At 64.5% G+C, this 25,534-nt stretch carries 25 protein-coding genes; 10 read left to right on the top strand and 15 right to left on the bottom strand.

What is annotated here, in order from left to right:
• Position 1: 1 nt before the first annotated feature.
• The 7 genes from P1U48_RS01895 to P1U48_RS01865 form a co-directional block, all read right to left on the bottom strand.
• Positions 2 to 1,117, bottom strand: a complete 1,116-nt coding sequence (locus P1U48_RS01895; protein ID WP_301066600.1) for an NUDIX domain-containing protein — start codon at positions 1,115 to 1,117, stop codon at positions 2 to 4.
• Positions 1,118 to 1,121: 4 nt separating this feature from the next.
• Complete coding sequence (locus tag P1U48_RS01890) at positions 1,122 to 1,577, bottom strand: TrgA family protein (protein ID WP_301066598.1); 456 nt, start codon at positions 1,575 to 1,577, stop codon at positions 1,122 to 1,124.
• Between the two features lie 122 nt (positions 1,578 to 1,699).
• Entirely contained in the window at positions 1,700 to 3,133 is a 1,434-nt protein-coding gene (locus P1U48_RS01885; RefSeq protein ID WP_301066596.1) for a deoxyribodipyrimidine photo-lyase, read from the bottom strand.
• 143 nt (positions 3,134 to 3,276) lie between these two features.
• Positions 3,277 to 4,272, bottom strand: coding sequence for an oxidoreductase (locus P1U48_RS01880; RefSeq protein ID WP_301066593.1), 996 nt, complete (start codon positions 4,270 to 4,272; stop codon positions 3,277 to 3,279).
• Between the two features lie 45 nt (positions 4,273 to 4,317).
• A complete protein-coding gene (locus P1U48_RS01875; protein ID WP_301066590.1) occupies positions 4,318 to 4,824 on the bottom strand; it encodes a DinB family protein in 507 nt (168 codons plus the stop codon).
• A 78-nt stretch (positions 4,825 to 4,902) separates the two neighbouring features.
• Positions 4,903 to 6,018, bottom strand: coding sequence for a 3-dehydroquinate synthase (gene aroB / locus P1U48_RS01870; RefSeq protein WP_301066587.1), 1,116 nt, complete (start codon positions 6,016 to 6,018; stop codon positions 4,903 to 4,905).
• Positions 6,015 to 6,560 carry a shikimate kinase gene (locus tag P1U48_RS01865; RefSeq protein WP_301066585.1) on the bottom strand — a complete coding sequence of 182 codons (546 nt, stop codon included), beginning with the start codon at positions 6,558 to 6,560 and terminating at the stop codon, positions 6,015 to 6,017. The genes aroB and P1U48_RS01865 overlap by 4 nt, the downstream gene beginning before the upstream one ends.
• 315 nt (positions 6,561 to 6,875) lie before the next feature.
• On the opposite strand from P1U48_RS01865, the gene P1U48_RS01860 reads away from it, so the two are divergent.
• The 3 genes from P1U48_RS01860 (at position 6,876) to P1U48_RS01850 (ending at position 10,739) form a co-directional block, all read left to right on the top strand.
• Positions 6,876 to 8,384, top strand: coding sequence for a hypothetical protein (locus P1U48_RS01860; protein ID WP_301066583.1), 1,509 nt, complete (start codon positions 6,876 to 6,878; stop codon positions 8,382 to 8,384).
• 2 nt (positions 8,385 to 8,386) lie between these two features.
• The gene (locus P1U48_RS01855; RefSeq protein ID WP_301066581.1) at positions 8,387 to 9,322 is read left to right on the top strand and encodes a site-specific tyrosine recombinase XerD; all 936 of its coding nucleotides are present in this window, start codon (positions 8,387 to 8,389) and stop codon (positions 9,320 to 9,322) included.
• Positions 9,323 to 9,428: 106 nt separating this feature from the next.
• Positions 9,429 to 10,739 carry an HlyC/CorC family transporter gene (locus tag P1U48_RS01850; RefSeq protein ID WP_301066580.1) on the top strand — a complete coding sequence of 437 codons (1,311 nt, stop codon included), beginning with the start codon at positions 9,429 to 9,431 and terminating at the stop codon, positions 10,737 to 10,739.
• Positions 10,740 to 10,801: 62 nt separating this feature from the next.
• On the opposite strand, the gene P1U48_RS01845 is transcribed toward P1U48_RS01850, so the two are convergent.
• From P1U48_RS01845 to dusB, 5 genes are all read right to left on the bottom strand, one after another.
• Entirely contained in the window at positions 10,802 to 12,220 is a 1,419-nt protein-coding gene (locus tag P1U48_RS01845; RefSeq protein WP_301066578.1) for a sigma-54 dependent transcriptional regulator, read from the bottom strand.
• On the bottom strand, positions 12,213 to 14,462 hold the full coding sequence (locus P1U48_RS01840; RefSeq protein WP_366142859.1) for a PAS domain-containing sensor histidine kinase: 2,250 nt from the start codon (positions 14,460 to 14,462) through the stop codon (positions 12,213 to 12,215). The genes P1U48_RS01845 and P1U48_RS01840 overlap by 8 nt, the downstream gene beginning before the upstream one ends.
• Positions 14,463 to 14,599: 137 nt before the next feature.
• Positions 14,600 to 15,973: a response regulator gene (locus P1U48_RS01835; RefSeq protein WP_301066574.1), complete on the bottom strand. Its 1,374-nt coding sequence runs from the start codon at positions 15,971 to 15,973 to the stop codon at positions 14,600 to 14,602.
• A 4-nt stretch (positions 15,974 to 15,977) separates the two neighbouring features.
• Positions 15,978 to 17,075, bottom strand: a complete 1,098-nt coding sequence (locus tag P1U48_RS01830; RefSeq protein WP_301066572.1) for an ATP-binding protein — start codon at positions 17,073 to 17,075, stop codon at positions 15,978 to 15,980.
• Positions 17,072 to 18,073 carry a tRNA dihydrouridine synthase DusB gene (gene dusB / locus P1U48_RS01825; RefSeq protein ID WP_301066570.1) on the bottom strand — a complete coding sequence of 334 codons (1,002 nt, stop codon included), beginning with the start codon at positions 18,071 to 18,073 and terminating at the stop codon, positions 17,072 to 17,074. The genes P1U48_RS01830 and dusB overlap by 4 nt, the downstream gene beginning before the upstream one ends.
• Before the next feature lie 211 nt (positions 18,074 to 18,284).
• On the opposite strand from dusB, the gene P1U48_RS01820 reads away from it, so the two are divergent.
• Complete coding sequence (locus P1U48_RS01820) at positions 18,285 to 19,439, top strand: bifunctional 2-C-methyl-D-erythritol 4-phosphate cytidylyltransferase/2-C-methyl-D-erythritol 2,4-cyclodiphosphate synthase (RefSeq protein ID WP_301066568.1); 1,155 nt, start codon at positions 18,285 to 18,287, stop codon at positions 19,437 to 19,439.
• Positions 19,436 to 19,930, top strand: coding sequence for a phosphatidylglycerophosphatase A (locus P1U48_RS01815; RefSeq protein WP_301066566.1), 495 nt, complete (start codon positions 19,436 to 19,438; stop codon positions 19,928 to 19,930). Before P1U48_RS01820 ends, P1U48_RS01815 begins: the two co-directional genes overlap by 4 nt.
• 57 nt (positions 19,931 to 19,987) lie before the next feature.
• Here the strand turns inward: P1U48_RS01815 and P1U48_RS01810 are convergent, their stop codons facing one another.
• Positions 19,988 to 20,419 (bottom strand): hypothetical protein, encoded by a 432-nt coding sequence (locus P1U48_RS01810; RefSeq protein WP_301066564.1) that lies wholly within the window; start codon positions 20,417 to 20,419, stop codon positions 19,988 to 19,990.
• 177 nt (positions 20,420 to 20,596) lie between these two features.
• On the opposite strand from P1U48_RS01810, the gene P1U48_RS01805 reads away from it, so the two are divergent.
• Together P1U48_RS01805 and P1U48_RS01800 are read left to right on the top strand one after the other, a co-directional pair.
• The gene (locus P1U48_RS01805) at positions 20,597 to 21,076 is read left to right on the top strand and encodes a CinA family protein (RefSeq protein ID WP_301066562.1); all 480 of its coding nucleotides are present in this window, start codon (positions 20,597 to 20,599) and stop codon (positions 21,074 to 21,076) included.
• Positions 21,077 to 21,236: 160 nt separating this feature from the next.
• Entirely contained in the window at positions 21,237 to 22,415 is a 1,179-nt protein-coding gene (locus P1U48_RS01800; protein ID WP_301066560.1) for an ammonium transporter, read from the top strand.
• Positions 22,416 to 22,478: 63 nt separating this feature from the next.
• Here P1U48_RS01800 and P1U48_RS01795 read toward each other — a convergent pair whose 3' ends face one another.
• Positions 22,479 to 22,928, bottom strand: a complete 450-nt coding sequence (locus P1U48_RS01795) for a type II toxin-antitoxin system RatA family toxin (protein ID WP_301066558.1) — start codon at positions 22,926 to 22,928, stop codon at positions 22,479 to 22,481.
• Between the two features lie 67 nt (positions 22,929 to 22,995).
• Here P1U48_RS01795 and hpt point away from each other — a divergent pair, with 67 nt between their 5' ends.
• From hpt to P1U48_RS01780, 3 genes are all read left to right on the top strand, one after another.
• Entirely contained in the window at positions 22,996 to 23,535 is a 540-nt protein-coding gene (hpt, locus tag P1U48_RS01790) for a hypoxanthine phosphoribosyltransferase (protein ID WP_301066556.1), read from the top strand.
• A gap of 125 nt (positions 23,536 to 23,660) precedes the next feature.
• Complete coding sequence (locus tag P1U48_RS01785) at positions 23,661 to 24,137, top strand: cytochrome c (protein ID WP_301066553.1); 477 nt, start codon at positions 23,661 to 23,663, stop codon at positions 24,135 to 24,137.
• 39 nt (positions 24,138 to 24,176) lie between these two features.
• A complete protein-coding gene (locus P1U48_RS01780) occupies positions 24,177 to 25,064 on the top strand; it encodes a cytochrome c (protein WP_301066551.1) in 888 nt (295 codons plus the stop codon).
• Here P1U48_RS01780 and P1U48_RS01775 read toward each other — a convergent pair.
• Entirely contained in the window at positions 25,057 to 25,533 is a 477-nt protein-coding gene (locus P1U48_RS01775) for a DNA polymerase III subunit chi (protein ID WP_301066549.1), read from the bottom strand. The genes P1U48_RS01780 and P1U48_RS01775 overlap by 8 nt on opposite strands.
• Between the last annotated feature and the right edge of the window lies 1 nt (position 25,534).

The following is a 25,534-nucleotide window of genomic DNA, read 5'->3' as shown; positions in this document are numbered from 1 at the left end:
CTCAAGCCGTGGCGCGCAATCGGGGACGTTCACGTTGCAGCCAGAGCAGAAGCAGGATCAACGGCCCATCCTCGGCCTCGCCGCTGGAAACAAGGTCCATGGCAGCGTCAAATGACAGAAGAAGCGTCCGGATATCCTCGCCCTCATGCTCCAGCCCGCCACCGCCCTCGGGGCGCGCGGAGAGATCACAAAGCCCGACAAAGGTATAGATGTATTCGCTGGTCGAACCGCTGCTGGAATAATAATTCGCCACCGGCAGCAGCGCGTCCGGCGTCACACCGGCCTCTTCCAGGCACTCACGGCGGGCGGAGTCCTCAGCCGTTTCCCCGGCATCAATGCGCCCGGCGACCGGTTCGATCACCCAAGGGTAACGCGCGCCGCGGCGAAACGGGCCCATGCGGAATTGTTCGGTCAGCAGCACCCGGTCACTCTGCGGATCATAGGGCAGCACCACACAGGCGTCGCCGCAGAGATAGGTTTCACGCTCGATCACCGGGCTGAGGCCGCCGGCATAGGTCGGATGCCGCAGCCGGTCGGTGCGGGTGATGAAATAGCCCGCGTGGCTGATCTGCGTGGACAACACCTCGACCTCTGCCGCCAGCAGCGCGGATCCGCGTTTCGGCGCCGGCGCAGCCTGCGCCCGCAGTGCCGAAGCCGCGCGAAACTGATAGCCCTGCCAATAGTGCCCGATCTGGTCGGGCGGCCGCGCGCCATAAGACTCCATCGCCTCGCCCGCCGCAATCAGCGCCAGATCGCCCCAGCCTGCCACCCAGTCAGCCAGCTGCCAGGGCGCGCCAGGCACTCCGCTCTGCGTCCCGGGAAACCAGACCAGCGCCGGCTGGTCGCCCTCGGGGCCGGCAACCTGCACCGGATGGATCCGGAAATCGTAGATTTTTTCATACCAATCGAGGCGGGCAAAACCGGCGTCGCTGAGGCTGCAAATCAACCCCTCGGCGCGGGCGCCGGACTCGGCCACGATCATCGGATGATCGGCGCCCAGCGTCGTCGCCACCCGATAGCCAGAGAGCGCCCCGGGACGGGTCAGCGGCACCTCGCCAGCAATCTGGTTCAGCAGTGGGACATGCCGCAACGTGCCATAAACAAAGATGTCGGGCATTGCGCTATCTCCAGCGCCGTGCTGCCCAGTCGGCCACAACACCGGCGATCATGCCGCCGATCGCCAGCGTCCAGATAATGGTCTTGGTCACCAGGTATTGCCCGTAATCGCGCGCCACCGGCACCATCGCTGACAAGGCATCGCCAAGCCCGTCAAAGCGGCGGCCAATCGCAAGGCGCAGCATCTCGTTGCTGGTCATCAGCAGCAGCACCCAGAACACCATCGCCGCCACCGCCGTCAGCCCGATACTCGCAGCCGTCACAACCCCGAGCGTGCCAGTGGCTCGGCGGCCCAGAACCTGCCAGCCGCAGAGAAAGCCGAGCAGAATGCTGAGCGGCACCAACCAGCCAAAATTATAGCTGTCGTGAACCGCCAGTATCTCGACCTTGACCAGTCCGGACACCACCCAGCCGATGAACGCAACGATCACGGCGGCGATCAGCTTGGGCATTGTCAGCATGTGTTGGCGGCCTTGTCGCAATGGTCCGGATTGCTTCAACAAATACCGCCAGCGAATGACGCGGCGCAAGGGCTGAGGTCAAATTTCCGTGTTCGCCGGGGCGGATGGTCGGCGTAGGCGGGTCACAACCCGGCGTTGAACTCTTTGTAGGCGGCCAATGCGTCGGCCCGGCCCTGTTTCAGATTGACAATCGGCGCCGGATAATCGGCATCCGCGCGCAGGCCCCAGGATTTGGGAATGGCGTCGAAAAAGGCCAGCGCCGTGGCCGGTGGATGCGCCTGTCCCTCGGCGATCCAGCGGCGGCGATACTGCCCATCGGGATCAAATTTTTCTGCCTGGAGCGCCGGGTTAAAGACCCGAAAGAACGGCGCCGCATCCGGCCCGCTGCCGGCCACCCATTGCCAGCCAAGCGCATTGGCCGCCGGATCCCAATCCGCCAGACAATGTTCGAACCAGCGCTGCCCGATCCGCCAGTCACACAGCAGATGCTTGGTCAGATAGCTGGCGACGATCATCCGGGCGCGGTTGTGCATGTGCCCGGTCACATACATTTCGCGCATCGCGGCATCGACGAAGGGCGCGCCGGTGCGGCCCTGTTGCCAGGCCAAGACCGTCCCTGCACGCGCGTCGCGCCGCCACGGGAAATGGTCCCAGCCCGGCCGCCAGGCGGACTCGAGCAGGCGCGGATCCTGCGCCATCAGGTGATAGGCGAATTCGCGCCAGACCAATTGCCGTCGAAAGGCTTCGCCACCGGGCTCGGCGCGGGCGGCAAGGGCGCGATGCCACAGGGTCAGCGGTGACACTTCACCCAGGCTGAGATGCGCGGACATGCCGGAAGTGGCTGTTTCGGCGACCCGGTCGCGCCCGGTTTCATAATCGGCGAGATCGGCCGCAAGAAACCGTGCGATCCGGGTCAGTGCCGCCGCCTCACCCGCCTGCTCGTAGCGTGCCACAACCGCCGCACCGCGCTGCATGTCGTGATCCAGCCGCCAATCGGCCAGCCGGTCAGACTCCGGCCAAGCCGCGGGGGCGGTCAGATCCGGCGCGGCACCTGGCTCTGGCAACGCGCGGTTCTGCACCGCGCGCCAGAACGGGGTGAAGACCTTGAACGCGCCGCCCTGCGAGGTGCGAACGCTGTCCGGTTCAAACAGCAAATGGCCGCCAAACTCGCGTGCCGCAATGCCGCAATCCTGCAACCGCGTCGACACCCGCGCGTCGCGGGCGCGGGCCTCGGGATCATAAAGCCGGGTCCAATGCACCGCCCCGGCACCGGTTTCGCCCGCCAGCTCGGCCAGCACCTCTGCCGCAGGACCGGCGCGCAGGATCAACCGTGACCCGCGCGCCGCCAGCGCCTCGGACAGCGCCGCCAGCCCCTGCTGCAACCGCCAGCGCGGCGCGGCGCCAAGCATCTCCACCGCCGCATCGCGGATGAACACTGGGATCACCGGCTGACCGGCGCGCGCCGCGGCCAGCAAGCCGGGATTATCCCCCAGCCGCAGGTCGCGACGGAACCAGAACAGAATGGGCCGTGGGCGGTTGGCGGGCAAGTCGGTCATTGGCATCTCAGGTCATGATTGGATTTGATACGCACCATGACCTGTCATCGGATCACTTTCAGATCCGCTGTCCCGAATTTTCTGGCCCAGCCGCGGATTTTCTGGCCCAGACTACCAGGCCGCGCCCTGCCCGCCTCTGCGCCTCAGCCGTTGACGTCGACCAGCACCCGGCCCTTGACCTGCCCGGCCAGGATATCGCGGCCCAGACCCGGCAAATCCGCCAGGGTCGCGGGCTGCACCATTGCCTCAAGCTTGCCCATCGGCAAATCCTTGGCGATCCGCTGCCAGGCGCGCAGCCGGTTGTCATAGGGCTGCATCACGCTGTCGATGCCCAGCAGGTTCACCGCCCGCAGGATGAACGGCGTGATCAGCGCCCCGTCGATCGCCGCGCCCCCGGCCAGGCCGATGGCGGCGACCGAGCTGCCGTATTTCATCTGCTTGAGCACCCGGCCCAGCATGGCGCCCGCCACCGCATCGACGCAGCCGGCCCATTGCTCGCTCTCCAGCGGTTTGCGGGTGACCTCGGTCAGCTCCTCGCGCGCCACGATCTGGCTCGCCCCCAGCTCACGCAAGTAGGCCTCCTGCTCCGGGCGCCCGGTGACGGCGGCCACCTCGTAGCCGAGGTTGGCCAGGATCGCGGTGGCGACCGAACCGACACCGCCGGCCGCGCCGGTCACCAGCACCGGACCATGGCCCGGGGTCAGCCCGTGATCCTCCAGCGCCATCACCGCCAGCATCGCGGTCAGGCCGGCGGTGCCCACCGCCATCGCCTCGCGGGTGCTCAGCCCCTCGGGCAGCGGCACCAGCCAGTCGGCCTTGACCCGCGCCTTTTGGCTATAGCCGCCCCAATGCGCCTCACCGACGCGCCAGCCGGTCAGCACCACCTTGTCGCCGGGCTTGTACCGCGCATCATCCGACGCCTCGACAGTGCCAGAGAAATCAATGCCGCCGACATGCGGATACTTGCGGACAAGCCCGCCACCTTTTGGCGACAGGCACAGCCCGTCCTTGTAATTCACCGTGGAATAGTCGACCGCCACCGTCACCTCGGCCTCGGGCAGATCGGACTCGCTCAGCTGTTTGATCTGTGCGGAGGCCTTGCCGTCGTCGTCCTGTTCCAGGACCAATGCGTTGAACATGATATTCTCCTTTTGCATTAAGAGGCTTGCGTAGCGAAGTTCGGGTCAGTCCTGATCCGACATCAGGATGAGATCGGTATCGGCGGTCTTGGCTCCGGCGGCGGTCAGCATTGCGTGGATCTGGCCGCGATGGTGGATCTGGTGGTTGAACATATGGGTGATGACCAGGCCCATCGACTTCTGCGCCGGACGCCCCAGCGCGCCGGAAACCCATTTCAGATCGCCGGTCAGGTCAATCGCCCGCAGCTGTTCCGCCCAGAGCAGGATGCGGCCGTCGGTGCGAAACCGTTCAGCATACCAGACCGCCGCCGTCGGCGTCAGATCAAGCCCGCGCGGCGCGCAGTCACCAGGACCTTCGCCGCCGTCAAAGCGCGACATCCACAGCCGGTCGCCCCAGAGCAGGTGATTGCAGGTGGCCAGGATCGAGCCGAAAAAGGCGCCCCGGTCACGGGTCAGCTCGGCGTCGGTCAGGGTTTCCATCGCGCGGGCAACTTCGCGGTTCTGCCAGGCGTTGTAACGCGCCATGGTCACGCAATAGGTCGGGGTGATCATCCTGGCTGTCTCCTCATCTGCTTGGCCGTGCCGGTGGCGATGTTCCAACGCCATCCGGCGCTTGGCAAGCCCTGCGGCCTAGCGCCCTTCCAGCGCCTCGTTCAGCAGCACCAGCACCGTGTCGCGCGGCACGTCCGAGGTCACAAAGGCGCGGCCAATGCCGCGGGTCAGGACAAAGCGCAACTGCCCGTCCAGCACCTTTTTATCCTGGCCCATCAGATCGAGCAGCGCCTCGGCGGATGGCAGATCGCCGGGGATATCGGCAAGGCTGGATTTCGCCCCCATCAGCCGCAGATGCGCGGCAAAGCGCGACGGGTCCTCTTGCGGGCACAACCCGAGCCGGGCCGAGAGGTCGAGCGCCAGCAGACAGCCGATCGCCACGCCTTCGCCATGCAGCAACCGGGCCCCGTCATAGCCGGTCGCGGCCTCGAGCGCGTGACAGAAGGTGTGGCCGAGGTTCAAGAGCGCCCGGTCGCCCTGCTCGGTCTCGTCGCGGGCGACGATCTCGGCCTTCATCTCGCAGGACCGGCGCACCGCATGTCCCCGTGCCGCCAGATCTCCGGCCGCCAGCGCCGGGCCATGGGCCTCGAGCCAGCCATAGAAATCGGCATCGCCCAGCAGCCCGTATTTCACCACCTCGCCATAGCCTGCCAGAAAGTCGCGCGGCGGCAGGGTGGCCAGGATATCGGTGTCACAAAGCACCAGCGACGGCTGATGAAAGGCGCCGACCAGGTTCTTGCCGTGGCGGGTGTTGATCCCGGTCTTGCCACCGACCGAGCTGTCGACCTGCGCCAGCAGGGTCGTCGGAACCTGCACAAAGCGCACCCCGCGGCGCAGGATCGCCGCCGCGAATCCGGTCAGATCACCAATCACCCCGCCGCCAAGCGCCAACACCACGTCGCGGCGTTCCACCCGTTCATCCAGCAGCCATTCCACCGCCCGGGCCAGCTGTGCCCAGTTCTTGGTCGCCTCGCCCGCCGGCAGGGCCAGCGCCGACATCGCGATCCCCTGCGACTCAAGACCGGCGCGCAACCCGTCCAGATGCAGCGGCGCGACGGTTTCATCGGTCAGCACTGCCACCCGGGGCCGCTGTAGCAGCGGCGCAATCCGCGCCCCGGCCTCGGCCAGCAGGCCGGGGCCGACATGAATATCATAGGCGCGATCGCCCAGCGGCACGTGAACGGTTTCGGTCATTTCTTCTCCAACACGTCGGAACGGGTCAACAGGGCGGCGATTACCCGATCGGCCATATCCTGCAGCGAATAGGATTTGTCGGCCCGCACGCTCAACTCCGCCAGCCCATAGACAGGCACGCGCGCCTGGTAAAGCTCGGCCAGGGTGGCGCGCGGGTTTGGGGTCCGCAGCAAAGGCCGGGTGTTGCGATAGCGCACCCGGGTCCAGAGCAGGTCGAGATCGGCGTCCAGCCAGACCGCAACCCCCTTGTCATGGATCACCGCGCGGACGCCAGGCTGCATATAGGCACCGCCGCCAGTGGACAGGATGCCCGGGGTATCATCCAGCAGCCGGGCAATCACCTGCGCCTCGCGGGCACGAAAGAACGGCTCTCCGTCGCGGGCGAAAATCTCGGCAATCGACATTTTCGCGGCGGTCTCGATTTCGGCGTCGGAATCAAGGAACGGCACGTCCAGCGTCGCCGCCAGCGCCCGGCCGACAGCGGTTTTCCCCGCCCCCATCATGCCCACCAGCACGACGGTTTTCTTCAAATCATAGGCCATTGATCTGCTGCCTCGGCTTGTTGCCGCTCAATTCTTCGCGCAATTTTCTGAATGACGTGATATCGTGTAAATTGCCAGTTATAAGACGTAAAAAAGCGCACTGGCATGATCCGAATAGCAGGCAGGCAAATATGTTCTTTGTAATCAGGTGGCTCTTTTTCCTGGCGATTCTCCTGGGCGTGGCCCTTGTGGCCTATGCATTTCTCGGCCCCTTGTTTGGCGTTGAGTTCAGCCCGCCACCGACCGAGATACGGGTGCCTGTGACCTTGGATGTGGAGTGACCGGAACGCCCTTGCCGCCGCGTTTGTGATCGCGATGGCCCTGCCTGTCAGCGCGCAGGCGCCGATGTCGGCGATCGAATGGCTGGACCGGTCAGATTCGCTGACAGCACTGATTCCGCCGAAACCCTCGCCGCTGAACGAGCCGCCGACCACCGCCAGGGCCGATGTGCCGCAGGTCGATGTGCGCCCCCTGGATCAAATCGGCGACGGCCCGGTCGGCCTGATCCCGGCCAGCGTCACCGGCCTGCCCGTCGACCTCTGGCAGGGGTCGGACTCCGACAGCCTGCTGCGGCTGCTCAGTCGGCTCGATCTGGAATCGATGCCCGCGATGCAGTCCTTGCTATATTCGCTGCTGCTGGCCGAAGCCCGGCCAATCGAGGGCGAAGGCAACGAGCCGGTGCTGCTGCTGGCGCGGATCGACGCGCTGATCGCGCTCGGCGCGGTCGACCCGGCACTGGCACTGGTCGATCATGCCGGTGCCGAAAGCCACCCGGAGCTGTTCAAACGCTATTTCGACCTCTCGGTTCTGGCGGGAAGCGAGGGCGACAGCTGTGCCCGGATGGTCCACCGCCCGGATCTGGCGCCGGATTTTGCCGCGCGGATCTATTGCCTGGCGCGGATGGGCGATTGGAACGCGGCGATGGTCACCTACAGCACCATGCATGCCCTGGGCGAATTCGACGCCCGCACCGCCACCTTGCTAGAGCTGTTCCTGCAACCCGAATTGATCGAGGACATCCCGCCGCTGGCGCCGCCGGCCCGGGTCACGCCGCTGATCTTTCGCTTGCAAGAGGCGATCGGCCAGCCTCTGGCCACCGCCACCCTGCCCCGCGCCTATGCGATTTCCGATCTGCGTAACGTCTCGGGCTGGAAGGCCGAGCTTGAGGCGGTCGAGCGGTTGGCGCGAACCGGGGCGCTATCGGAATCGCGCCTGCTGGCGGTCTATACTGATCGCCGCCCCGCCGCCTCGGGCGGGATCTGGGACCGGGTGGCGGCGGTGCAGGCCTTTGATGCGGCAATGCAGAACGGCAACCCCGCCGCGATTGCTGACACCGTCACCGCCGCATGGGCGGCGATGCGCGAGGCCGGGTTGCAGGTGCCCTTTGCCCGGCTCTACGGCGCGGCGCTGTCGCGGCTGGTGCTGCCCAGCCGCCCGGCGCAGCGCACTGCCTTTCGGATCGCGATGCTGTCTCCGGCCTATGAGGCGGCGGCGGCGCGGATGCCACCCCTGGACCGCGAAGAGGCATTTCTCGCCACCCTCGCCCGCGGCCAGGTGCAGCCCGAGATGGCCTATTCCGCCAATGCCCGCGCCGTCGCCGGGGCCTTTGTCGCCGGGGCCAGCCCGGATCCGGCCCCGGGCGCAATGATCGCGCAAAAGCGACTCGGCGAATTGATCCTGCAGGCGATGGAACTCTATGCCCGCGCCGCCGAAGGCGAGGTCAAGGACGCCGCCCGCGCCCTGACCACCCTGCGTGCCGTCGGGCTTGAGGACAGCGCCCGGCGTGCGGCGCTGCAATTGCTGATCCTGGACCGGAGGGGCTAGCGATGTCGGACAGCCGCTGGATTTCCGCATTTCTTGAGGCCCAGGCCGCCGAGCTCGGCGCCGCGCGCAACACCCTTCTGGCCTATGGCCGCGACCTCAAGGATGTGACCGCCTGGCTTGCCAGCAAGGGGCGCGATTTCACCAGCGCCAGCCGCGACGACGTCGAGGCCTATCTGGTGCATTGTGACGCCCAGGGATTTTCCCGCGCCACCCGTGCCCGGCGATTGTCGGCGATCAAGCAGCTCTATCGCTTTGCCTTTGAAGAGGGCTGGCGCAGCGACAACCCGGCGATCCAGATCCGGGGCCCCGGCCGTGACAAGCGCCTGCCCAAGACCCTGAGTGTCGAAGAGGTCGATCAGCTGCTCACCGCCGCCCGCGACCATGGCCGCAGCGATGCCGACAGGCTGCGCAACACCTGCCTGGTCGAACTGCTCTATGCCACCGGGATGCGGGTCACCGAACTGGTGTCGCTGCCGGTCACCGCGGCGCGCGGCGATCCGCGGATGCTGCTGATCCGCGGCAAGGGCGACAAGGAACGGATGGTGCCGCTCTCGACCCCGTCACGGCAGGCGCTGACCGACTGGCTGGCGATCCGCGACATCGAAGAGGAAACCGCCCGGATCAAGGGCAAGCCGGTGTCGCGGTTCCTGTTCCCCTCGCATGGGGCGCTGGGCCATCTGACCCGCAACCGATTCTACCTGCTGATCAAGGAAATCGCGCTGGCGGGCGGGGTGTCGCCGGATAAGGTGACGCCGCACACCCTGCGCCATGCCTTTGCCACTCATCTGCTGGCCGGGGGCGCCGATCTGCGCGCGATCCAGACTCTGCTGGGCCATGCCGATCTGGCAACCACCGAGATCTATACCCATGTGCTGGAAGACCGGCTGCTGTCGCTGGTCGAGGATCACCACCCGCTGATGAAAAAGCGCCCCAGCTAGGCTCTGAACCCGTGCTGATAGCGGGTTTGGACCCCAGGCGCGGCTTGATCACTGGCCGCTGCGGCCTCATAACCCACCCTGCCCCTGCCCAATTCGGATCTTCGCGATGGACAACATCTCCAGCAATTTTGACACCGCCTTTTGGATCACCTCTGCGGCAATCCTCTGCCTCCTGGTGTTGTCGGGGTTCTTTTCGGGATCGGAAACCGCGCTGACCGCCGCCTCGCGCGGCAAATTGCGCACCCAGGCGGACCGGGGATCGCGCGGTGCCGGGCGGGCGCTGCAGATCACCGAGGACAATGAAAAGCTGATCGGCTCGGTCCTGCTGGGCAACAATTTGGTCAATATCCTGGCCACCTCGCTGGCCACCGCCTTGTTCACCCGGATGTTCGGCGAAAGCGGGGTGGCGCTGGCGACCCTGGTGATGACGGCTCTGGTGCTGGTCTTTGCCGAGGTGCTGCCGAAAACCTATGCAATCACCAATGCCGAGATCGCCGCGGCGCGGGTCTCTGCGCCGATCCAGATGGTGGTGACCCTGTTCGCGCCGGTGGTCTCTGCCGTTCGGCTGCTGGTGCGCGGGGTGTTGCGGATATTCGGAGTGCGCACCGATCCCGGTGCCAATGTTCTGGCGGTGCGCGAGGAAATCGCCGGGGCGCTGCAACTGGGCCATTCCGAAGGCGTGGTCGAAAAGGAAGACCGCGACCGGATCCTCGGGGCGCTCGACCTTGGCGAACGCACCGTCGAAGAGATCATGTTGCACCGCTCGCGCATCGAGATGCTGAACGCCGCTGACCCGACCGACGAAATCCTGGCGCAATGCCTGGACAGCAGCCACACCCGCCTGCCGGTCTATCGCGATGACCCGGAAAACATCGTCGGGGTGATCCATGCCAAGGATCTGCTGCGCTCGATCCACCGCCTGACCGTGGGCTCGGAAAAATCCGCCGAAGAGGCGCTGGTGGATTTCAACCTGTCGGACGTGGTCAAGAAACCCTATTTCGTGCCCGAAACCACCACCCTCGACGAACAGATGCGGCAATTTCTGCGGATCCGCTCGCATTTCGCGCTGGTGGTTGACGAGTACGGCTCGTTGCAAGGGCTGATCACCCTTGAGGATATCCTCGAAGAGATTGTCGGCGAGATCACCGATGAATTCGATCCGGCGGCGGATATGCAGGTGCGACGCACCGATGACGGCCAGTTCCTGGTCGATGGTGCCATGACCATCCGCGACCTGAACCGGGCGCTGGATTGGTCGCTGCCGGACGATGAGGCCAACACCGTCGCCGGGCTGGTGATCCATGAGGCGCAGACGATCCCGGCCTCCGGCCAGGTGTTTTCGTTCCACGGGTTCCGGTTTGAGGTCACGGCGCGCAAGGACAACCGGATCACTCGGCTGAAAATCCGCCCGCTCTGAGGCGGGCGGCCATTTTCGGCAGCGGCTTGGCCGCGGGAGATTTGGGCGAGCGGGGGATCAGATCACTCCGCTGGCTCAGCCTCCTTTTCGTCTTCGACATGGGCGATGCGCGCCCCCGCCTTGGAGGTGGTCACGACATTCAGCGACTTCAGCTTGCGATGCAGGGCTGACCGCTCCATCCCGACGAATTGTGCAGTGCGCGAGATATTGCCGCCAAAGCGGTTGATCTGGGTCAGCAGATATTCCCGTTCAAACGCCTCACGCGCCTCGCGCAGCGGCATTGTCGCCAGCGCCCCGGACAGCACCACCCGGCCCTCTTCGCTGGTTTTTTCCTCTTCCTTTGGGAGCTCTTCAACGCCGATCTCGTCACGCCCGTCGCCGAGGATCAGCACCCGTTCGATGACATTGCGCAGCTGGCGCACATTGCCGGGCCAGTTCATCGTCTGCATCAGCGCCGTCGCCTCATCCGACAGGGCGCGTTTCGGCAGGCCTTGGCTCTTGTTCAATTCAGCAATGAAATGATCCGACAGCAATGGAATATCCTCGCGCCGCTCGGACAGGCTCGGCACCGCGATCGGCACCACGTTCAGCCGGTGATAGAGCTCCTGGCGGAAGGTACCGGCGGCAATTTCTTCATCCAGAACGCGCCCGGTGGATGAAATCACCCGGAGATCGACCCGCACCTTGTCGGCGCCACCGACCCGGGCGAATTGCTGATCCACCAGCACCCGCAGGATCTTGGACTGGGTGCCCAGCGGCATATCGGCGACCTCATCGAAATAGATGACCCCGCCATGCGCCTCTTCGAGCAGGCCTTTTTCGACACCACGCTCGGCGCTTTCGCGGCCAAACAGCACCTGTTCCACCCGGTCGGGATCGATCGAGGCGCAAGGCACCACCACGAACGGCCCGGAATCGCGCCCGGAATTGGCGTGGATGTAGCGCGCCGCCACCTCCTTGCCGGACCCGGCCGGGCCAGTCAGCATCACCCGCCCGTTCGATTTCGTCACCTTGTCGAGCTGCCCGACCATAGTGCGGAAGGCGGCGGAATTGCCGACCATATCGGCGCTGGTGGTGTCCTTGCGGCGCAGCTGGTTGTTTTCCTGGCGCAGGCGCGAGGCCTCCATCGCCCGGCGGATGACCACCAGCAACTGGTCGATATTAAAGGGCTTTTCAATAAAATCATACGCCCCTTGCTTGATCGCCGCGACCGCGATTTCGATATTGCCATGGCCCGAAATGATCACCACCGGCACATCCGGGTTGTTGCGTTTCACATGTTTGAGAATGTCGATCCCATCCATTCGGCTGTCCTTGAGCCAGATGTCCAGGATCATCAGCGCCGGCGCTTCGGTGTTCAGCTGCGCCATGCAATCGTCGGAATTTCCCGCCAGCCGTGTGGCGAAACCTTCGTCCTCCAGAATATCGGAAATCAATTCGCGAATATCGCGTTCATCGTCGACAATCAGAATATCACTCATGTGCCTCTCGCTCGTTCTCTTGGGCTACCAGCTGGTCTTCGCTCGGCTTCAGGGGAAGCCGGACAACCGCTGCGGCGCCGTGGTGGCTGCACCCGGAAAATTCAGGTGCATCTTCGAGGGCAAGGCTGCCGCCATGCTCCTCGATGATCTTTTTGACAATCGGCAGGCCCAGCCCGGTGCCCTTGTCACGGGTGGTGACATAGGGTTCGAACAGCCGCGCCCGGTCTTCGGGCAAACCGATGCCATTGTCTTCGATGCGGATCACCGCCCAAGGGCGACCCGCCTCGTCCAATTCGCTGGTGCAGAGCAGCCGGATTGCCGGTTCATATCCGGTCGGCTTCTGCTTTTCCTTATAGGTTTCCGTGGCTTCACCGGCGTTCTTGATCAGGTTGGTCAAGGCCTGCCCGATCATGGTTGCATCCACCTCGGCGGGCATCGCCGTGTCGGGTATATCGGCGCTGATCGCCACATCGGGCTGCCCGGATTGCTGTAGCAACACCGCGTCGCGCAACAATGTTCCCAGGTCCTCGTTCTTGGTTTCCGGTTCCGGCATCCGCGCGAATTTCGAAAACTCGTCAACGATGCGGCGCAGATCATTGGTCTGGCGCACGATCACCTCGGTCAGGCTTTCCAGCGCCGCGCCCTGCTCATCGTCAAGCTGGCGGCGGAACTTGCGCTTGATCCGCTCGGCCGAAAGCTGGATCGGGGTCAGCGGGTTCTTGATCTCATGCGCGATGCGGCGGGCCACATCGCCCCAGGCCGCCATCCGCTGCGCAGTCACCAGGTCGGTCACGTCATCGAACGCCACCACATAGCCCTCGCGACGGCCCTCGGCATTGCGCCGGGTCGCCATCCGCACCAGCAGGTTTTCCATCCGCCCGCCGCGCGACACCTTGACCTCTTCCTGCATCACCGAGGCCCCGCCGCTGCGCAGCGCCTCGAACAGCGCCCCGAATTCCGGCACGGCGACCGACAGATCGAGGTTTTCGATCCCCTCCTCCCAGGCCAGCAGCCGTTCCGCCGAGCGGTTGACGAAGGTCACCCGCCCGTCGACATCAAGGCCGACCACGCCGGAGGTGACCGAGGACAGCACCGAATCAAACAGCCGCCTCCGGGTTTCGATCTGCCGGGTGTTTTCGAGCAGGGTTTCGCGCTGCTGCTTCAACTGCCGGGTCATCTGGTTGAAATAGCGCCCGAGCATGGCGATTTCATCGTCGCCCTCTTCTTCTTGCACCTGCACATCCAGATCACCTGAGCCGACTTGCTGCGCCGCCCCGGTCAGGCGTCCGACCGGGCGCGACAGACGTTCGGCAAACCACAGGCCCAGCCAGATTGCCGCCAGCACCAGGATCACCGCAAAGCCGAGGTAGAGCAGCCCGAATTCGAACAAAACCCGGCCCCGTTCACTCTCAAGCTGTTGATAAAGCTGCACGGTTTGCTGGGTGTCGTCGAGCAGGTTCAGAATCTCGCCGTCAACCTGACGGCTGACATAGAGCAACCGGTCGGTGAACCGGCTGAGCGGCATCAGGATACGGAATTCGTTGTTGTCCCAATCCTCGATCAGCAGCAGGCCGGTGTCGCGTGCCTCGGCGATCTGCGCGGCGCTGGGCTGTTCGAAATCAAACAGATAGGACCGTTCGCCGCGCGCCCGGATCTCACCGACGCCGTTGATCACATAGGCCTCGCGCAACCCGCGCTGAATCTGGGTTTGCCCGGCGGTCAGCACCTGCCGCAACTCGCCATCGCTCATAAAGAAATTGGTGTCGCGGGACAGGCTGATGTACTGGGCCAGGGCGCGGGCGTCCTCTTCCAACCCCTCCTGATGCTCTTCTTCATAGGCCCGCGCGGCGGCCAGAGATGAGCCGACGACATTGCGCACCCGGTCGGAAAACCATCCCTCAAGCCCGACATTGATGGTCAGCGCCGCAAAGATGGCCACCGTCACCGCCGGGATCAGCGCCATCAGTGCGAACACCCCGGTCAGCCGCAGATGCAAGCGCGAACCGGCAGAGCGCGCCCGGCGCGCCGCCACCATCTGCGCCACCCGTTGCAGCACCAGCGTCGCGACCACCAGGACATAGACCAGATCGGCCAGCAGCACGAGGCGCAGCGGCAGCGACGAGGCGCCCTGCTGCATCGGCCCCAGAACCAGGATCGTCGCCAAGGTCAGCGTCGGCCCCAACGTGACGAGTCCCAGCGTTGCCGCATTCTGGACCCGACGCTGCCGCCGCACGCGGTTCAGCCGCTCCCATCCTTGGTATCGTGCCCGGGTTGCCACAGGCACCCCCCGCCTAATTGCGTGACCTAAAGGTCACCACCGCCATATGTTGTGGCTCGTCATGGGGTACGACTCCCATCGGCCACTGTTCTGTTGCGGTTTTACATCAATTTGCGGCGGCGTGTCACGCGAATATCCAGGTCGGTGATCTTCTTTCGCAGCGTATTCCGGTTGATTCCCAACAGATCGGCACACTTGGCCTGATTTCCGCCGGTTGCTTCCAGGGCGATTTCGATCAGCGGCACCTCCATTTCATGCAGGATTCGCGCATAGAGCCCGTCAGGCGGCAACATATTGCCATGCAGATCGAAGTAGCGCCGCAGATGCCGGGCCACCGAGTTCGACAGCTTTTCGGTGTCGCCGCCACCCAGCACCGGCTCTGCTTCGGGCTGGCTGCCCAGCACCGCCTCGACCTCGGATTTGCTGATCTCGTCGATCCGCGCGGTCAGCACCAGCCGACGGATGGCGTTTTCCAGTTGTCGCACGTTGCCAGGCCAGGAATAGGTGCGCATGGTTTCCAGCGCATCGGCGGCCAGATGACGCTTGGGTGCCCCGTCGCGTTCGGTGCGTTGCAGGAAATGCTCAACCAGCAGCGGGATGTCATCGACCCGTTCACGCAGCGCCGGCACATGGATGGTGGCGCCGCAGAGCCGGTAATAGAGGTCCTGGCGCACCTTGCCATCCTCCATCGCGCGGCCCGGATCGGTCTGGCAGGTGGCCATGAACCGTGGCAGGGAATCCGCCTGCCCGTCCATCATTCGCACAATTCTTGCTTGAATTTCGTGATCCAAATCACTGATTTCGTCGAATAAAATAGTCCCGCCCTTGGCCTTGGCCAATACCCGTGCCGGGCCTTCCAGATCCAGCAGATCCGAGGCGGAGGCGGTGACAAACGGCAGATTGCGGCGGTCGCTGAAATCATGGATCGCCTTGGCAATCAGCGATTTCCCGGTGCCGCTTTCACCCGAGATCATGACCGCCAGATCTGTGTTCATCACCCGCGCCACCAGCCGATAGAGCGCCTGCATCCCGGCGGTGCGGCCAACCAGTGGCAGCTCGTCCGGGCGCTCGGCTTCCCCCGTGTCCTGGGACAGGGCCTGCGGCGTCCGGCGCCGGTGTTCCAGCGCCCGGGCGGTGCGTTTCATCAGATCGGGCAGGTCGAACGGCTTGGGCAAGTAATCATAGGCCTCGGCCTCGGCCGCCTGGATCGCTGTCATGATGGTGTTCTGCGCCGAGATCACGATGACCGGCAGACCGGGCCGGTCGACGGCGATTTTCGGCAGCATTTCCAAGCCATTGCCGTCCGGCATCATCACATCCGAGATGACCACGTCGCCCTTGCCCTCGCTGACCCAGCGCATCAGCGTGGTCAGCGACGAGGTGGCATGCACCTTGCAGCCCGCCCGGGTCAGCGCCTGGGTCAGGACAGTGCGGATCGTGCGATCGTCGTCAGCGACCAGAACAGTGCCATCCATCAGGTTATTCCTTGTTCATGAGCGGTTTGGCCGATTTCCTGGCCGTCTTGGCCATCGGCAGTGAGATTCGAAAAACCGTTCTGCCCGGGCCGGAAGTCACCGAGATCCAGCCCTCGTGATCGGAAATGATCTTGCTGACCAGCGCCAGACCCAGCCCGGTGCCGTTTTCGCGCCCCGACACAAAGGGATCGAAAATCTGATCGGCGATATCGGACGGCAGGCCGGGGCCGTCGTCGATCACCTCGATCTGCAGCGGCAACGAGCGGCCACCGCCATCGGAGCGGCGCAGCCGGAACGAATGCTCGAAATAGGTGTGAAGACGAATGGTTCCGCCAGCGTTTCCAGCGGCTTGCGCGGCGTTCTTCAACAGGTTTAGGATGACTTGCAACAGCTGATCGGCATCGCCCATCGCCGGGGGCAGCGAGGGGTCATATTCCTCTTCGATCTTCATCTGCGCGCCAAAGCCCAGCAGCGCCGAGCGGCGGGCGCGATCCAGCACGTCATGCACATTGACCGGGCGCAGGGTGGGCAGTGTCAGATTGCCGAATTGTTCGACCTGTTCCAGCAGCTTCACGATCCGCCGGGTTTCCTCGACGATCAGATCGGTCAATTCGCGATCCTCGCCGCTCAGCCCCATCGACAGCAATTGCGCGGCGCCGGTGATCCCGGCCAGTGGATTCTTGATTTCATGGGCCAGCATCTCGGCCATGCCGATCGCCGATTTTGCGGCGGATTTCACCGAATGATCCTGGGTCATCCGCCCCGCCAGTTCGCGCGGCGAGATCAGAAACAGCATATAGCCGGGGCGGTCCTGCACCGGGGCGATCTGCAGGTTGCAATGCAGCGGCGCCCGGTCGCCGGTGCCGACATCGACATCATTGACGAACAGCGGCGAAGCGGTTTCGCGGGCCCGATTGAACGCATCCTCAAGCGGTGAATTGATCATCACCCGGTTCCACAGCTGCTGGCCGTGGATCGAACGAGACGAGGTGTTGAGAAAACCCTCAGCAGCGGGGTTGATCTCGACGATCCGATCCTCGGGGTCGAGCAGCAGCGCCGGAACCGGCAGCGAGGCCCAGATGCCATTTTCGGAAACGTTCATGCGGCCTCCGTCTCGATGCGGGCGGCGCGATGGTCCGGGGCCAGCGCCTGCGGCAGCAGTGCCAGCACCGCGCCCGGATCGGTACCGCGCAGCACGTGTTGACGCAGCACGGCCGGGGTGGCGGCGCTGTCCATGTACCACCCCAGGTGCTTGCGCGCGACGCGCAGCCCGAGCATGTTGCCGTAAAAGTTCAGGATCGACTGATAATGCCCTGATACAAAATCACAAAATTTAGGTCCGACCGGCACCTCTGGCGCCGCCACCCCGAACAGATCATGCGCAATTTGCGCCGGCAGCCAGGGCTGGCCCTGCGCACCACGTCCGATCATCACCCCATCGGCGCCGGACAATGCCAAAGCCTGCCGGGCGCTGGCCGATGAGATGATGTCGCCATTGGCAATCACCGGCACCGTGACCGCCTGTTTGACCGGGGCAATCGCCGCCCAATCCGCCTGCCCCTTGTAGAACTGACAGCGGGTGCGGCCATGCACCACGATCATCCGCACCCCGGCCGCCTCAGCCCGGCGGGCGATATCCGCTGCGTTGTGGCTGTCGTCGTCCCAGCCCAGTCGCATTTTCAGGGTCACTGGCAAATCGACCGCGGCGACCACCGCCTCGATCAGCCGCAGCGCGTGGTCGGGATCGCGCATCAGCGCCGAACCGGACAGCCCGCCAACCACCTTTTTCGCCGGGCAGCCCATGTTGATATCGATCACCCGGGCGCCCTGATCGGCGACCTGCCGCGCCGCGCGCGCCATCCAGGTGGCATCGCGCCCGGCCAGCTGCACCGAGGTGCGGCTGCGGTCCAGGCCCAGCTCGGCGCGTTCGCGCACCCCCGGCTTGCCCTGCACCATTTCCTGACTCGCCACCATCTCGCTGACCACCAGCCCGGCGCCAAAGCCAGAGACCAGATCGCGGAACGGCAGATCAGTGATTCCGGCCATCGGGGCCAGCAAAACAGGGGGGTCGAGGGGTATCGCGCCGGGCGCCGAGGTCATGTGCCTATTCCTTGTGCAACTTGTCTTGGCTAACGCCATTTTGGGAAAGGCTCAACATTTCAGGGCCCGATGCCGCTTCACAAGGCGGTATGTGATTAAATTTTAGGCAGCACCCCGTCCGCATCGCGCAATTGCCCTGTCGCGGCCAAGCGCCTATTCAAGGTCCGACCAGCGGGGGCCACCCCGAGAGAGCCAGCATCTGGAGGACGGGTTGACTACAGCAGCGCTTATCGTCGCCGCAGGGCGCGGCACAAGGGCCGGTGATGGCCTGCCCAAGCAATGGCGCGGGCTGGCCGGACGCCGGGTGGCCGATTGGACCCTGGCCGCCTTTGCCGCCGCCGGGATCACCCGGATCGTGGTGGTGCTGCACCGCGATGATCAAGCCATTCCCCTGCCCGCCGGCGTGACCCGGGTGACCGGCGGCGCCACCCGCGACGCCTCGGTCCGGGCCGGGCTTGAGGCGCTGGCGGCAGATCCCCCCGACACGGTGCTGATCCATGACATCGCCCGGCCCTGTGTCACCCCGGCGCTGATCGCCCGGGTGGTCGCGGCACTGGCAGAGTCTCAGGCCGCCGCCCCCGGCCTGCCGGTCAGCGACGCGCTCTGGACCGGGCAGGATGGCGCGGTCAGCGGCACCGTTGACCGGGACGGGCTGTTTCGTGCGCAGACACCGCAGGGTTTTCGGTTTGCGGCGATTCTGGCCGCGCATCGCAGCCACTCCGGCCAGGCGGCGGATGACGTCGAGGTCGCCCGTGCCGCCGGGCTGGCAGTGTCTGTCGTCGCCGGTGAGGCGGATAACCTCAAGATCACCACGCCCGAGGATTTCCAGCGGGCCGAACGCATCCTCAGAGGGGGCAAGACGATGACAGCACTGCCGGATATCCGATTGGGCAATGGCTATGACGTGCACCGGTTCTGCGCCGGTGATCATGTCACCCTCTGTGGCGTGCAGGTGGCGCATAGCCACGGGCTCGACGGGCATTCGGATGCCGATGTCGGAATGCATGCGATCACCGACGCGATCTATGGCGCTTTGGCGGCGGGCGACATTGGCCGTCATTTCCCGCCCTCGGATCCACAGTGGAAGGGCGCGGCCAGCGCGATTTTTCTGGCCCATGCTGCCAACATGGCCCGCGAGGCCGGATTTGCCATCGGCAATGTCGATTGCACACTGGTCTGCGAATTGCCCAAGATCGGGCCGCACGCCACGGCGATGCAGGCCGAGCTGGCGCGGATTCTGATGCTTGATCCGGCCCGGGTCTCGGTCAAGGCCACCACCTCGGAACGGCTGGGATTCACCGGCCGGGGCGAGGGTATCGCGGCGCTGGCCACCGCAACATTGATCCACACAGGAGTATCGACATGAAGCCCAGCCATCTGGTCGCAACCTTCGGCGGAATCGGCAATCTGCGCCCGATGCCCGGCACCTGGGGATCGGCCGCCGCCCTGCCCGCCGCCTGGCTGCTGCATACACTTGGCGGCAGTTGGCTGCTGCTGCTGGCGATCCTGCTGGTGTTTGTCGCCGGGGTCTGGGCCACCAAACGCGAGGCGGCGGCCAGCGGGCTGCATGATCCGTCACATGTGGTGATCGACGAGGTTGCGGGCCAGTGGATCGCATTGTTGCCAGTGATGATTGGCGCCGATCATGCCGGGGTCAATGTGCTGGCGCTCTGGCCCGGCTGGCTGGTCGGCTTCATTGCCTTCCGCGCCTTTGATATCCTGAAACCTGGACCGATCGGCTGGGCCGATCGACGTGACGACGCGCTGGGGGTGATGCTGGATGATGTGCTGGCAGGTCTTGCCGCTGCTCTCACTGTGATTGGCCTCGCGGCGCTCTATCACGGCCTGATTATGTGAAACGGCGCGCCGTCCCAGAGGACGACGCGCCGAAACCTTGCCCGACCCTGAACAGGATCAATAGGAATAGTCGAGCTGCTTGGCGCTGGCCTGAACACTGGCCTGTTGCGCTTTGGCATATTCAGCCGCCGCGGCGCCCTGATTTTGGGATGCCGCGGATGGGCCGTCGATGCGGGTCATCAGCTTGGCGCGAAAATCCGCGCGCTGTGATTGGACCGCTTCTGAAGGTGCCGGGTTGGCGCTTTCACGAGCCGCATAGGCGCGCGCCTGTTGCCCCTGGTTCGCAGCAACAGGTGCCACGCCTTGGGTCCCCATGACCGGCGCCGACGCCTGGGCGGCGGTTTGTGACGCCGAAGCTTTCGAGGCCTGATAATCCTCGTAGGGCGTGCTTTGGCGGCTGGCGCTTGTCTGTTCATAGGGTTTCGGCACCGGCTGAACCGGTTCGACCGTATTGCGTGTTCTAGGGGGCGAGGCCGCAGCATAAGCCATGGCCTGTCCGATAGATGATACCATACCTGCCTCTCAAATTACCTTGGTTTGCAAGGCGATGATCTGCTGGTAAAAAATGGTGCCTTTGTGGCTGGGCAAAGGCGTTTGGGTGGCGCGGTACTTGCTGCCATGGGGGTAACGCCTTACTCTCGCCACAAAGGTTAAGGGAACCACGAAATGAATTCTGTTATTGATCCCAAGGACATATTGGATATCTGCCAGGCGCAGGGGCTGAAGCTGGTCACCGCCGAAAGCTGCACCGGTGGCATGGTCGGCGCGGCACTGACCGAAGTGCCGGGATCCTCGGCGGTGGTGCTGGGCGGGGTGGTTGCCTATGCCAACAGCGCCAAGCGGCGGTTGCTGAATGTGCCGCGTGAAACCCTGGCCAACCACGGCGCGGTCAGCGAAGAGGTCGCGCTGGCCATGGCCGATGGCGCGCTGGCCGCCTTTGGTGCCGATCTGGCGGTGGCGATCACCGGCATCGCCGGTCCCGGCGGCGCCGGGGACAAGCCCGAGGGGCGGGTCTGCTTTGCGATTGCCCGCACGGGGGTCGAGACCCGCAGCGAGACCCGCGATTTCGGCGCACTTGGTCGCGCCAATGTCCGCGCTGCGTCGCGGGACCGGGCCCTGGAACTGCTGAAGGAAGCAGCTCAATAACGCCCAGAATACGACCAAACGCCCAAAAATTCCGGGTAATTTTTGGGCGTTTTGCGAACTGCGGATGATTTGGGCACCGCTGACCCCACCTGCCCCTTTCCTAATCGTGATGAATACGGCACCCGGTCGTGAGCTTGATTGGCGTCACTGGGAGGGGACAATGAACGCAGCGGATACCGCCTGGATCATCGTGGCAACGGCCTTGGTGCTGTTCATGACATTGCCGGGGCTTGCCCTGTTCTATGGCGGGCTGGTGCGCGCCCGCAATGTGTTAAGCGTGTTCATGCATTGTTATGCCATCGCCTGCGTGATGAGCATCGCCTGGTTCCTGCTGGGCTATTCCATCGCCTTTGGCGATGGCAATCCGGTCTGGGGCGGCACCGGCAAGGCGCTGCTGAACGGCATCGATGCCAGCACCCTGTCGGGCACCCTGCCCGAGGTGCTGTTCTTTGCCTTTCAGATGACATTCGCGATCATCACCCCGGCACTGATCGTCGGCGCCTATGTGGAGCGGGCGAATTTCGCCTGGGTGGTCACCTTTTCCGCCCTCTGGATGCTGATCTGCTATGCGCCGGTCACCCATTGGATCTGGGGCGGCGGCATGCTGTCGGATGGCGGCATCTTTGGTGAGGTCGGCGCCCGTGATTTCGCCGGTGGCATCGTGGTGCACGAAACCGCCGGGCTGGCGGCGCTGGTGATTGCACTGCTGCTCGGCCCGCGCCGCGACAAATCGAAACCGCCGCACAATCCCGGCTATGTGATGATTGGCGCGGCGATGCTCTGGATTGGCTGGTTCGGCTTTAACGGCGGCTCGCAACTGGCCGCTGACGGCGCTGCGGCAATGGCACTGACCGTCACCCATATCTCAGCCGCGGCCGCCTCGATCACCTGGGCGGCGTGGGAGCGGATCAAGTATGGCAAATCCTCGATGGTGGGCATGGTCACCGGCACCATTGCCGGTCTCGCGTCGATCACCCCAGCCTCGGGCTTTGTCGACCCGGTCCAAGCGCTGATCATTGGCGGCATCGCCGGAGTCCTGTGTCAGGAGTCAGTCAGCCTGATCCGCAACAAGGTGAAAATCGACGACACGCTGGATGTGTTCGCGGTGCACGGCGTCGGCGGCATATTTGGCACCATCATGATCGCGGTGTTCGGCGCCGGCAGCTATGCCGCGCAGTTCGGCTCACTCGCCATCGTCGGGGTGTTCACCATCGTGGTGACCGTGGTGCTGGCCAAGCTGGTCGGGCTTGTGTTCCCGATGCGGGTCGATGCCGAGGCGGAAACCACCGGGCTGGACCTGGCGCAACATGGCGAAAGCGCCTACGATCACGTGTCCTGAGCCTTGCAGCCAAGAGATTGAAAAGCGGCGGGGTCCGGCCCGCCGTTTTGCGTGACACCCGGTTCAGGTGGCGGGATAGAGCGCCGCGGCCCGCGCTTCGAACGCCCGCACGATGCGCTGCATCGCCTCGTTGAAGACCAGGCCGATGATGCCCTGCAGCACCGCATTCTTGAATTCGAAATCGACAAAGAAATCGACCTCGCAGCCGCCCGCCACATCGCGAAACGCCCAGTTCGACTTCATATAGCGAAACGGCCCGTCCAGGTATTCGGTGTCGATCTTTTGCGCCTCGGGCCAGAGCGTCACGCGGCTGCCAAAGCGCTCGCGGAACACCTTGAAGGAAATCACCAGATCGGCGTCGAGCACTTCGCCGCCCGCGATCGGGCGGCGCGTGCGCACCCGCGCCGCCGAACACCAGGGCAGGAATTGCGGATAGGATCCGACATCGGCCACCAGATCATACATCTGCTGTGCTGAATAAGGCAGCAGCTTGGTTTCTGAATGGGTGGGCATGGTGCTCCTGTCTCTTGTTCCCAGCGTCCCATGTCCTAGAGTGGCGCCACGAGATCAAGGGGGGATCATGGCAGAGCGTCCATATGTCATCGACAAAATGATCAGCGCCAAGGCAATTGACGCGCGGATCGAAGAGCTGGCCCGTGAGATAAAAGCGGAATTTCCGGTCGGCGAGCGCATTGTCGTTGTCGGCCTGCTGCGCGGATCTTTCGTGTTCATCGCCGATCTGGTGCGTGAATTGGGCGACCGCGATGTCGAGGTCGATTTCCTCGAAGCGTCTTCTTACGGCAATGCCACCGAAAGCAGCCGCGAGGTGCGCATCCTCAAGGATCTGCGCGGCGAGATCGAGGGGCGCAATGTGCTGGTGGTCGAGGATATCGTCGACACCGGCCACACGCTGAACCATGTGATTCACCTGCTTGGCTCGCGCCATCCCAAAAAGCTAAAGACCATCGCCCTGCTGGACAAGCCGAGTCGGCGTGAAGCGGATTTCAAGGCGGATTGGATCGGCTTTGAAATCCCAGACGAATTTGTCGTCGGCTATGGCATCGACTACGCCCAGTGCAACCGCAACCTGCCCTATATCGGCAAGGTGCGCTTTACCTAGGGGCAGTCGGTGCGTTTCCGCACAGGATTTGTTCTGAATTGTTAAAACTGATCACGAGATCGTCATGATTGCGCACACGCCGAGTTGCTAGTGTCGCGGCACAAAGTCCAACGTGGAGACTGACAATGAAAAAAATGACTTATGCAATCGCGGCCCTGGTGGCCTTGGGTGTATCCGGCGCCGCGATCGGTGCCAGCCACGCGGATCCGGCAATTGCCGCCGCGGTGAAGGCGCGCAAATCGGTGATGGGGCTCTATGCCTTTAACCTGGGCAAGCTGGGCGCGATGGCCAAGGGCGAGATGGCCTATGATTCAGCCGCCGCCAAGGGCTATGCCGAAAACCTGAACGCGCTGGCGACACTGGATCAATCGTCGATGTGGCCCGCCGGATCGGACAATGTCAGCTTTGCCGATACCCGCGCCCTGCCCGCCATGTGGGAAAACATGGAAGGCGCGATGAAGGCCGGAATGGCGTTGGCCAGTGCCACTGGGGCGCTCGCGGATGCGGCCGGCACCGACCTTGCCGCACTGCAGGTCGCGATGGGCCCGGTGGGCGCGGCCTGCGGTGCCTGCCACAAGGCCAGCCGCGCCGCTGCCAACTGATCACTTGCAACCATGCGGCGCTGAGGCGAGTATCGCGATATGTATCTGTTAACCCGGATCATTGTGATACTCGCCCTGGTCGGCAGCGTGGCCTTTTGGCTCTTCACCCGACCTGTCCGGGTCGATGAGGCACAATTCGCCAGTCTGAGCGCGGATGCCCTGCGCGGCGAAGCGGTGTTCTGGGCCGCTGGCTGTGCCTCGTGCCATGCCGCGCCGGGGGCAGCAGAGGACGCGCGCACCATCCTGTCCGGCGGCACCGGCTTCACCACCGATTTCGGCACCTTTTACGCGCCCAATATCTCGCCCGGCCCAGCAGGGATCAGCGGTTGGAGCGTCACCGACCTCGCCAATGCGATGTCCGCCGGGGTCAGCCCCGAGGGACAGCATTATTACCCGGCCTTTCCCTATACCTCCTATGTAAAGGCGCGGCCGCAGGATGTCGCGGATCTGCATGCCTTCCTGCAGACCTTGCCCGCCTCGGATGTCGGCTCGAAACCGCATGAGGTCGGCCTACCGTTTTCGATCCGCCGCCTGATGGGCGGCTGGAAACGGCTATTCTTTACCCCCGACTATGTGCTGAGCGGCAATCTGAATGATCAGGTGACGCGCGGTCGCTATCTGGTCGAGGCGCTGGGCCATTGCGGCGAATGCCACACCGCGCGCAACCTGATTGGCGGGTTGAAGCGTGACAAATGGCTGGGCGGCGCACCCAACCCGTCCGGCAAGGGGCGAATCCCGAACATCACCCGCGGTGGTCTGGATTGGTCAGAAGGCGATATCGCCGAATATCTGAAAAGCGGCTTCACCCCGGAATATGACGTCGCGGGCGGTGAAATGGCCGAGGTGGTGCAGAACACCGCGCATCTGAGCGACGCGGATCGCGCCGCCATCGCCGCCTATCTCAAGGCGGTTCCGGCGGTCAAATAGCCCCGGCTTCGGGCTTCTCGGATTTCTTCACCCAATTGCCGGATTCATCCGACCAATATTGTGCGCCGCACCCGGCCCCGGTCAGCAGCCGCCATTGCGCGCGGGCCCGCTCAAGCCCCTCGGCATCGCCGCCGTCAAACAGCACACAGACCCGCTCAAGCGCGCGCACCTCATCGGCGCTGACCTCGGCGCCCTCGACGCTCATCACGCAGCTGGCGCCGTTCGGCGCGGTGGCCTCGGTGGTCAGCAGCACCGGCTGATCGGCGTCCCGGGCACCGCCCGCCCGGCCATGTGGCAGGAACCCGGCGGCATCGCCCAGCCACAATTGCTGATCCAGCCAATCCAGGTAGCGCGGGCTGCGCCCACGCAGCGCCACCAGCCAGCCGCGCGCCAGCGACGCCTCGAGCAGCTTTGGCAGCGCCGCCTCAAGCGGTTGCCGGGTCAGGTGATAGAAATAGACCGCGCCCAAT

It is taken from the genome of Pseudooceanicola sp., assembly GCF_029213205.1.
Lineage (GTDB): Bacteria > Pseudomonadota > Alphaproteobacteria > Rhodobacterales > Rhodobacteraceae > Pseudooceanicola.
Note: the sequence above shows the minus strand (reverse complement) of the source record. Positions and strands in the feature narration are given on the sequence as shown.